General features: G+C 68.0%; 12 protein-coding genes. 6 read left to right on the top strand and 6 right to left on the bottom strand.

Annotation, left to right across the window (positions count from 1 at the left end; genetic code table 11):
• Positions 1–212: 212 nt before the first annotated feature.
• Positions 213–1,013 carry a lyase family protein gene (locus IT779_RS26975; protein WP_196152221.1) on the bottom strand — a complete coding sequence of 267 codons (801 nt, stop codon included), beginning with the start codon at positions 1,011–1,013 and terminating at the stop codon, positions 213–215.
• 146 nt (positions 1,014–1,159) lie between these two features.
• On the opposite strand from IT779_RS26975, the gene IT779_RS26970 reads away from it, so the two are divergent.
• Entirely contained in the window at positions 1,160–1,687 is a 528-nt protein-coding gene (locus IT779_RS26970) for a DUF6301 family protein (RefSeq protein ID WP_196152220.1), read from the top strand.
• A gap of 182 nt (positions 1,688–1,869) precedes the next feature.
• Here the strand turns inward: IT779_RS26970 and IT779_RS26965 are convergent, their stop codons facing one another.
• Positions 1,870–2,472, bottom strand: coding sequence for a hypothetical protein (locus tag IT779_RS26965; RefSeq protein WP_196152219.1), 603 nt, complete (start codon positions 2,470–2,472; stop codon positions 1,870–1,872).
• 248 nt (positions 2,473–2,720) lie between these two features.
• Between IT779_RS26965 and IT779_RS26960 the strand changes: the two genes are divergently transcribed.
• Positions 2,721–3,326, top strand: a complete 606-nt coding sequence (locus IT779_RS26960; protein WP_196152218.1) for a dihydrofolate reductase family protein — start codon at positions 2,721–2,723, stop codon at positions 3,324–3,326.
• A 171-nt stretch (positions 3,327–3,497) separates the two neighbouring features.
• On the opposite strand, the gene IT779_RS38095 is transcribed toward IT779_RS26960, so the two are convergent.
• Complete coding sequence (locus IT779_RS38095; protein WP_232542145.1) at positions 3,498–3,701, bottom strand: hypothetical protein; 204 nt, start codon at positions 3,699–3,701, stop codon at positions 3,498–3,500.
• Positions 3,702–3,752: 51 nt separating this feature from the next.
• Here IT779_RS38095 and IT779_RS38090 point away from each other — a divergent pair, with 51 nt between their 5' ends.
• Positions 3,753–3,953, top strand: coding sequence for a hypothetical protein (locus tag IT779_RS38090; RefSeq protein ID WP_332838981.1), 201 nt, complete (start codon positions 3,753–3,755; stop codon positions 3,951–3,953).
• Between the two features lie 104 nt (positions 3,954–4,057).
• Here IT779_RS38090 and IT779_RS26950 read toward each other — a convergent pair whose 3' ends face one another.
• Positions 4,058–4,300, bottom strand: coding sequence for a hypothetical protein (locus IT779_RS26950; RefSeq protein ID WP_196152217.1), 243 nt, complete (start codon positions 4,298–4,300; stop codon positions 4,058–4,060).
• Positions 4,301–4,887: 587 nt separating this feature from the next.
• A complete protein-coding gene (locus IT779_RS26945; protein WP_196152216.1) occupies positions 4,888–5,925 on the bottom strand; it encodes an alpha/beta fold hydrolase in 1,038 nt (345 codons plus the stop codon).
• Between the two features lie 303 nt (positions 5,926–6,228).
• Between IT779_RS26945 and IT779_RS26940 the strand changes: the two genes are divergently transcribed.
• Positions 6,229–6,858: a class I SAM-dependent methyltransferase gene (locus IT779_RS26940; RefSeq protein ID WP_196152215.1), complete on the top strand. Its 630-nt coding sequence runs from the start codon at positions 6,229–6,231 to the stop codon at positions 6,856–6,858.
• A 63-nt stretch (positions 6,859–6,921) separates the two neighbouring features.
• Here the strand turns inward: IT779_RS26940 and IT779_RS26935 are convergent, their stop codons facing one another.
• Positions 6,922–7,698 carry a dioxygenase family protein gene (locus IT779_RS26935; protein WP_232542115.1) on the bottom strand — a complete coding sequence of 259 codons (777 nt, stop codon included), beginning with the start codon at positions 7,696–7,698 and terminating at the stop codon, positions 6,922–6,924.
• A gap of 93 nt (positions 7,699–7,791) precedes the next feature.
• On the opposite strand from IT779_RS26935, the gene IT779_RS26930 reads away from it, so the two are divergent.
• On the top strand, positions 7,792–8,280 hold the full coding sequence (locus IT779_RS26930; RefSeq protein ID WP_196152214.1) for a MarR family winged helix-turn-helix transcriptional regulator: 489 nt from the start codon (positions 7,792–7,794) through the stop codon (positions 8,278–8,280).
• Positions 8,261–9,022 carry an enoyl-CoA hydratase gene (locus IT779_RS26925; RefSeq protein ID WP_196152213.1) on the top strand — a complete coding sequence of 254 codons (762 nt, stop codon included), beginning with the start codon at positions 8,261–8,263 and terminating at the stop codon, positions 9,020–9,022. The genes IT779_RS26930 and IT779_RS26925 overlap by 20 nt, the downstream gene beginning before the upstream one ends.
• Positions 9,023–9,026: the final 4 nt, after the last annotated feature.

Here is a 9,026-nt window from a genome sequence, read left to right as displayed (position 1 = left end):
GAGGAATTCGCACAGTACTGCCTGGCGGCGTTGTCGGCCGCCAGTTCTCTGCGCTCCAAGGCCGCGGTTCGGCGCCTGGTCACCCTGACACTGGCGGGCGTTCGCCCCGTCGACTGAGCCGTCCACTCCGAGGCAGGCGCTTCGGACATTCCGATTCACCGCCGCGTGGGCCAGTCGGAACACCGCGATGAGTGTCCGCGCGTAGCGGGAGGTTACGGCGTGCTCGACGGTGTCGCGGTCACGGCCTGCGAGTGCGGGCCGCCGGCGCCGGGAGCGTGACCGGACAGGGGCACGTGACTGCTGCCGGGGGATCCACCGCCGGGCATGTGCCTGCCTGGGCCGTGCTGACCACCACCGACGAGCATCATGACCACGATCGCGGCGGCCGGCACGGCCACGGCGATGCCGGTGACCGGCAGCAGCAGCGCGGCGATCGCGTCGTGGTCGAAATGCGCACGGACATCACTGTTTTCGGTCAAAATGTCCACCATCGGGCGTCGAGTGCGTTCGGCCTCGAACGCCGCTGTTCGCAGGACGTTCTTTGCCGCGATTTTGCCCAGCAACGGCGTCGGGGCGGTCGAGAGTCGTTCGCTGACGATCTGGCCGGCGGTGAGGTCGAGATTCCGTCGCATCTGTGCGGTGTCGACGACGAGACCGTCGAGCAGTTCGGTGGTGGTGGCCGCGGCGGCGCCGACCAGGACCGGGCAATCGCGCAGCGGCTGCCATTCGCTGTGCCATGCTCCGGCGGGGCGTTCGTGCTCGGCTAGCATCGAGTGGTGCAGGATCGACACCAGCGCGGGCACTTGCAGGGCGGCCGACCGCACCAGAGTGAGGTGAAGCGGTTGTTCCAGGTCGTCGATGTCGCCCGGTCGTCGTTCTACGCGTGGATCGACGCCGCCGACAAACGAGCCGCCCGCATCGACGCCGACTCGCGCCTCGCCGCCAGGATCCGCGCGGTCCACGACCGAGACAACACCCGCGGGCGGCCCAGGATCACCGCCGAGCTCAATCACGAGCGCACCCTCCGGAGCGCGGATCAACCACAAACGTGTCGCGAGGATCATGCGCGAGAACGACATCGAGGGTTTGCGGCTGCGTCGACGGCACCGCACCACCGTGCCCGAACCCGCCGACACCCCGTCTCAGGACCTGGTGCGTCGTGAACGTAGATATGGATCGCGCCGTAGCGGCTGTGCGAGCCGCCAACGAGTTCGCCTGGTCCTGGACCGCCGAGGACCTGCCTGCCTTCGCGGCTTCGACAGGATGGAGGTTGGAAGATGTCGGCAAGAGGTACCCCCGCCTTGTCACCGATATCGAGGTGAACCGCCCGGACACCATGACGTTCATCTCCGAACCGCCTGCACCCTTTCCCCTGGGGCAACTCAACGAAATCATTTTCGATGTCGCCGACTACCTGGTGGATGATCCCGACCGAAAGCCCGCGCTGAACGCGGTTTTCGATGAGTTCGTGCAGCGGGTGTTCGAGACGGTGCGACAGCGACCGACGGGGTGGTGGGTCGAGCCGACCCGTGGGCTGCGATGGGAATTTCCCGATCTCGTCCTCGAGGTCACCGTCGGCGACCAGTCGGTCTGGGTCACACTGACCAATCCCGCCTACCATCGATGGAACGAGGAGATCGCGCGGATCGTCGAGCAGCAGCAAGAAGACGAGGAAGACGACGACTGATCGAACGAATTCGAAGACGGAAATCGTCGGTGGCGTCGATTCGGGCAGCGTGTGGCCGGCAAGGGTCGAAAGTCGTGTCGGCGCCGTTATCGCCTGCGCTCGGGCGGGGCGATCGACCGTGCCGTCGGCGCTCGAGAGATCAGGCCGATTCTGCTGGATTCGCGTGGTCGGCGGGCGGTTGGTCAGGGCTGACCGGTGACGAAGGCCTGTACGGCGTTGAAGAACTCCGGGCCGCCCATGATCGAACCTCCGACGGTTCCGCCGACCAGCACACCCAGGGGAATGCTGACGCCCCAGATCAGGAACAGGCATGCGCCGAGGAGGCCGCCCACGATGGCGCCGCCGACGACGCCGGGCAGGTTCTTGTCGATCTGCTCCACGAGTCGGTCGTAGGAGCTGATGTCCTTTGCTCGCGCAGCGTCTTTCACGGGTGACGCCAGCGTCAGGGTGTGGCCGTCGGGGGAAATGTGGTGCGTCATGGTGATCGAGCGGCCGTCGGCGGCGAAGGACCGCGGCACTTCGAGAACCGCGACTCCGTCGCTCGTCTCGAGCATCACCGCGCCGTCGCCCGCGAACTCGAAGCCGCCGTTCGCCACGGTGGCGGTGACGATCTCGTCCACCGGCGAAACGACGATCCGATAGCCGATCCCGTTGTCGACGCCCGAAGTTGTTGCTTCCCAGCTTTTTTCGGTCGGTGCGGCGGGCCCTGCGTGGGCGGTCGCCGTCGTGACGGCCATGGCCGAGGCTGTCAGGAGAACAGCTGCGGTCGTCTTTCCGAACTTCATGCTTCGAACCCCTCTACTCAGGTAACTCTGATAGGCGGATCGAGTCGGACCGCGAGCGGTCGTCGGCGTAGTGCAGCAGTGTAGCCAGAAGGTACCGGGTTGCGGATCGGCGGCGTGGTCGAGTGGCGATACCCGCCGATTCCGCTGTCCATTTCGACGGCGCCGCCGTCGATACCGAAGAGCTCGGCCGATGAGTTTCAGGCTCCCAGGCGGTCGAAGCCCATGACACCCTAGGAAAGGACACCGCCATGTCGGAGCTTCTCGTCGACTTCATCACCTCGCTCGACGGCTACGCATCGGGAGAAGGATGGCCCGGGTTCTGGGGCCTCGAGGGGCCGGAGTACCTCGCCTGGCTGGGCGAGCAGCCGGAGGCCACCCATCTGATGGGAGCGAACACCTACCGTCTGATGTCGGGCTTCGCCGCGGGCGAGGTCCCCGATGGCCAAGACGAGTTCAGGCCGGAAGAAGAGGCGTCCGTCGACGGGCTCACCAAAGCGTCCAAGGTGGTGTTCTCCTCATCACTCGAGCAGCCGCTGAGGTGGGCCAACTCCACGCTCGTGCGCGACGACGCCGTCGAGGCGGTCCGCGCCATGAAATCGAGTGGTTCGGGGCTGCTCACCACGATCGGCAGCCTGAGCCTGTGCCGGTCCCTGCTGCGAGCCGGACTCGTCGACCGATTCCGGGTCGTGATGTTCCCGGTCATCACCGGCGCCACGGGCGCGGAACGCATCTACGACGGCTATCCGGATGTCGCCCTCGAGATGATCGAGCACCGCACCTTCGACGGCCGGATCCAGCTGGTCGAGTACAAGCCCCGCGTCCTCGAGCACCCGCCGCTCGGCGCCCCGGCGTGACGTCGCTTCTCCCCCGGTCCGGACCGCGGCGACTGCCTGGCATTCCAGGTATCGACGGCGGCTGGACCGCAGCGAAACCGAACTCATGAACCAGGCACCCGAGGCCATGTAAACCCGCGCGTCGGTGCAGCGGGCGGGATAGGGTGCGGTCGTGGGGAGATTTCTCGGATCTCATGTCGCGGCGTCCAATGCGTTGACCGCTCGCTGGTGCGCAGCGGCGGGCGCGGACGATTTCGTGGTCTCCGGCGCGGGACTCTGGCCGCTGCTCGCACTGCTCGCCGCGGCCGCCGACGGGCCCGCGCGAGCGGAATTGAGTGCGGCGGTGGGGCCGACCACTTCGGCCTGCGCACCTGCGCCGACGGCGGACGCGGCCACTTCCCCGCCCTCGCCGAGGATCCGCTCTACGTCGGCAGTGCCGTCCAGGACGTGTGCGCGCGCTTCACTTCCGGAGGTTTCGAAGCCGCCGCTGTGACCGCTATCGGCATGGCCCGCGCCGCCGCGCCCTCGCAGTCGCGCAGGATTCGCTGTGTCGAAGTCACCTTCGACCGTCCCTTCGGATTCCTCGCCGTGCACCGCCCGACCGGACTGGCGATCGTGGCGGGTTGGGTCGCGACACCACCGTCCTGAGCACCGAGCTTCGTGCCCGCGGCGAGCCGGTTCGACACGTGCCGATCGATCTCACGGCGATACGACCGTGGGACGGCTGCCGAACCGACCGGCGTCTTCTCAGTTCATGCGGGAAGGCAGATTCCGGGCGGGTCGCAGTACTTGCCGCCGATATCGGGGAAAGTGACGCAGTTGTCCTCGCTGATCCGCAGGTCGAGGCCGTTGGTCGATTCGGTCGACGGGGTCGTGCCGCCGAGCGCCGAATGGACAATTTCGCGGAGGATTCCGACGTTCTTCACAATGGCGTCGCGGGCTTCCCGAGCACGCTCGAGTTGTTCACCGCTCAGCTGGACGCCTTCTTCGTACATATTGCAACCTTTCGTCGCTATTCGGCAGATATCTCGACATCGAGCTCTTGGAGGCACACCGGGCCGAGGTCGATGCCGAGATATTCTGGCCTGGGAGTGGATTGATCCTTAGGCACAGGTACTGCGGTCCGAAAACCTCGTAGACCACCGACAGGTCATAAGGGCTGGTGTTACTCGGACCCCATTCGACAGGGCCGACCACGAGAATGGCGGTACCCGAACCGTCCGTCTCCACGCGGAACTGGTCGACCTCGACGAAGGGCTGCACGCCGGGCAGAGGGGCCGGCACGGGAACAGCGCGACTCGATGAAAGACAGCACTTACCCAACTCCCCCGTGAAATAAGATTCGACCTCGATCAGTATCGGCCAGACACCCACCGGAACGCCATAGATATCCGATTATTGGAATCAGTCCGGAAAGAACTGTTCGGTCGACCGACAGGGACTTCAGTTTCAACAATATAGAAATACCGCCCGGTCGATACTTCGAAATGGCGACAGTTTCTCCTACCCGCCGATCCGAACAAGGGCAACTGCGCTTTCGTGTATCACGATGGAGCACAAGTCCCGGATTCGGTCACCTGCGTCAGAGGTTTCGGTCCGGGCGGAGAGCGGCGGCCGCGGCGGCTCGGGAGCGGACGCCGAGTTTGGTGCGGGCGTTGGCGATGTGGCGGTGGACGGTGTGGGGGCTGAGGGTCAGGTGGTCGCCGATCTGTTGGTCGGTGAGGCCGTCGGCGACAAGGCGCAGGATTTCGCGTTCGCGGTCGGTGATCGCGTCGGGGCCGGGTGGGGCGGGGCGGGAGCGGACGGGGTGGCCGAGGCCGCGCAAGGTGGCGTCGACAACGGAGGTGGCGTCGCCGCGCCAGGGGAAGTGGTCCTCGCCGGGTAGTTCGATCAGAGTCGCGCGGCGGATGCGGCGGGCGACGTCGACGCCGAGGGCGAAGGGGACGGCGCGGTCGTGGGTGCGGTGCAGCACCGTGGTGGGGGCGGTTACGGCGGCGAGGTGGTCGGTGGCGTCGATGTCGTAGGCGGCGGCCAGTGTGGACGCGGCCTGTTCGGCGGTGGCGGACAGGCGTTGGAACTGGGCGAAGCGGTCGCGTTCGGTGTTGTCGGCGCCGGGGACGAATACGTCGGCGAGCAGTCGCGACCCGAGCCCCCAGTGGGCGGAGATGGTGTTCACCATGGCTCGGCGCGCGCTCTCCGGCGCGATGTCGGCGCCGCGCGCGAACGCACCGTAGAGCACGAGGCGATGCACGCGGTCGGGCAGGCGCGCGGCGAGACCTGCCGCCACGGCCGCCCCCGAGGAAGCGCCGAGAACGTGCACGCGGTCGTGTCCGAGCGCGTCCAATAGTTCCGCGGTGACGGTGATCTCACCTTCCAGATCCAGCACTCGCCCGGCCGCACCGGACGCGCCGCGCCCCGGCTGGTCGTACCTGAGCACGGTGAACCGCTCGGCCATCCGCGACAGGTAGGCGCGGAACAGCGGATCTTCCCAGTTCAGCGTGAGATGGCCGCACCACCAACCGCCGATGAGCAGCGGCGGACCCGCTCCGACCTCGGACCACGCGACATCACCCGCGCCGATCCGCACATGGCGTACGACTTGGTCCTCGACGCGCAGCACCGCGCCCTCCTTCCTTTCGCTGGGACAGGCTCAGCCTGCGCCGTCGCGCCGCCGTCCGCACCGTGCCCACCACCTCACCCGACCATTCGATGATCGCCGATCGGCCCCGCCGCGAAACACCGCGTGCGGGATGTTCGCGCGAATCGGAGGCCGTTCGGTCCCGGCTCGGTGCTCAGGCGTGGGATTCGTCATACCGACAGCGAACCGGATTCGACGGTTGCGGCGGATCACCCGTTCCGGCCATCGAGAATGGCCGGAATCGGCCATGCGCTGCGGGCGGCCTGCGGATCACACTCGGGAGTCATGACCACAACAACCTTCGGCGCGCGCCTGTTCGCGCGCTGGTATCCCCGCTTCATGGCAGGCGTCGACCGCGCGGGCCAGGCCGATATGCGACATGCTCAACTCGCGGGCGCGCGCGGCCGGACCTTGGAGATCGGCGCGGGCAACGGGCTTTCCGTGCCGCACTACCCCGACGACCTCGACGAGTTGATCCTGCTCGAACCGAACTCGGCGCTGCGCACCGCGCTGGCCGACCGTGACGACAAGCCCGCCGCTCCGGTGACCGTCGTCGACGGCGACGCGCACGCCCTGAACTACCCGGACGCGAGTTTCGACACCGTCACCGCGTCCCTGGTGTTCTGCTCCCTGCGCGACCCGGCCCGCGCCTTGGCCGAGGTGCACCGAGTCCTGCGCCCCGGCGGGTCGTTCCTGTTCCACGAACACGTCCGAGGCACCGGAGCGCGCGCGGTCCTCCAGGACCTCATGACCCCGGTGCAACGCCGCGTCGCCGACGGCTGTCACGCCAACCGCGATTTCGAATCCCTGCTCCGCACAGCCGATTTCGATATCGAACACCTCACCCACACCCGCATGCCGACCCTGATGCCCACCATCGTGCCCCTCGTCGTCGGCACCGCGCACCGCCGCTGATCCCGTATGGGCCCCGCGGCAAGTCGCGGCCCGCGTGCCCATGCCCCCGTTGGTCGATTCGAATCAGCCGAGCTGGATGGAGCGCTTGGACAAACCGTGCCAGAAGTCGTCGATCACGGTGTGTTGCGCGCTCAGGTCGGCCGCGCCCGCGCCGAGGGTCACGAAGAGCGGGGCGAGGTGTTCGGTGCGCGGGTGTGCCAGATGCGGCGCGGGGGCGGTGTTCTCGAAGTCGAGCAGGGTGTCGATGTCGCCGTCGGCGAGTGCGCGGGCGCCCCATTCGTCGAAGTCGGCCATGACCGGGTGCACCGTGCCGTCGTCGGTGAGGGCGCGCAGGTTGTGGGTGAAGAAGCCGCTGCCGACGATCAGCACGCCTTGCTCGCGCAGTGGGGCGAGGGCGTGACCGATCTCGAACAGGCCGGTCGGGTCGAGGGTCGGCAGTGACATCTGCAGGGTCGGCACGTCGGCGTCGGGATACATCTCGACCATGGGCACGTAGGCGCCGTGGTCGAGGCCGCGCTCGGGTGCGTGGCGTACTTCGCGGCCCGGCGCGCGCAGCAGTGCGTGGACTTCGCGGGCGAGGTCGGGTGCTCCGGGGGCGCGGTATTCGACCTCGTAGTAGTGACGGGGGAAGCCCCAGAAGTCGTAGACCAGCGGGATCGTCTCGGTGGCGCCCAGGGCGATGGGTGCGTCCTCCCAGTGCGCGGAGATCATCAGCACCGAGGCGGGGCGCGGCAGGCGGGCGGACCAGGCGGCGAGTTGGCCGGGCCAGACGGGATCGTCGGCCAGCGGCGGCGCGCCGTGCGACAGGTAGAGCACCGGCATTCGTTCCGACACCGTCATGGCAACCTCCACGTTCCCAGTTATTCAAATTTGAACAACCAAGGCGATCGTAGCGCTTTGTTCGAATTCGAACAACATCGGTAAACTGGCGGCGTGACCGAACCGCGGTGGCTCACCCCCGAAGAGATGCGCGCCTGGCAGGCGCTGCTGTCGGGCTGGGCACTGCTCGACCGCGAGATAGAACAGCAGCTCAAACGCGACGCGGGCCTCTCGCACACCCAGTACGAGGTCCTGGTCCGACTCGCCGCGGCGCCCGAGCAGCGGATCAGGATGACCGAACTCGCCGATTCGCTGGTCAACTCCAAGAGCGGGCTCACCTACCAGGTGAGCCGACTCGAGGACGCCGGACTGGTCCGTCGCGAAGCCTGCCCCACCGATGTCCGCGGCGTCACCGCCGTACTCACCGCCGAGGGCAGGAAGGCGCTCGAGGAGGCCGCGCCCGCGCACGTGGCGCTCGTGCGCGCGTTGTTGATCGACGTTCTCACCGCCGACCAGCGCGAAGCTCTCGCCGACGGACTCGGGGAGGTGGCCCGGCGCATCAGGACCGGCATACCATCCCGTCATGGCGGAGATCAGAAGTGAACGACGGGACCGAGTCGCGATCATCACCGTGCACGACCCGCAGCGGCGCAACGCGCTGACACCCGCGCTGTCCGAAGAGCTGGCGGCGGCCATCGGCGCGGCCGAGCGGGACACCGACGTGCACGCGGTGGTGGTCACCGGCACCCCGCCCGCGTTCTGCGCGGGCGCCGACCTCTCCGAACTCGGCGCGGCACGCGAGCGGGGGCTGCGCACGATCTACGACGGATTCCTCGCACTCGCCCGCTGCGAGCTGCCGACGGTGGCCGCGGTCGGCGGCGCTGCGGTGGGCGCCGGACTCAATCTGGCGCTGGCCGCCGACGTCAGGATCGCCGGACCGCGCGCCCGATTCGACGCGAGATTCCTGCGCCTCGGCATCCATCCCGGCGGCGGCATGACCTGGATGCTGCAACGCGCGGTCGGCAGGCAGCGCGCGGTCGCGATGACGCTGTTCGGGGAAATCCTCGACGCCGAGGCCGGGCACGCCGCCGGTCTCGTGCATCGCACGGTCGACGGCGACCACGACGCGCTGCTCGCGGCTGCCGTGGACTTCGCGGCGGGCGCGGGCGATGCTCCGCGCGACCTGCTCGTCACCACCAAGCGCACGATGCGCGTGACCGCCGAACTCGACGATCACGCGGCAGCCGTCGACACCGAGATCGTGCCGCAACTGGCCACGCTCGAATCACCCGAATTCGCGGCCCGGCTCGCCGCCAAGAAGGCACAGATCAGCAGCTCCCGGTAATTCG

The organism is Nocardia bovistercoris (assembly GCF_015674855.1).
Taxonomy (GTDB): domain Bacteria; phylum Actinomycetota; class Actinomycetes; order Mycobacteriales; family Mycobacteriaceae; genus Nocardia; species Nocardia bovistercoris.
The sequence above is the reverse complement of the archived record's forward strand: the minus strand, read 5'-3'. Positions and strand labels throughout refer to the sequence as shown.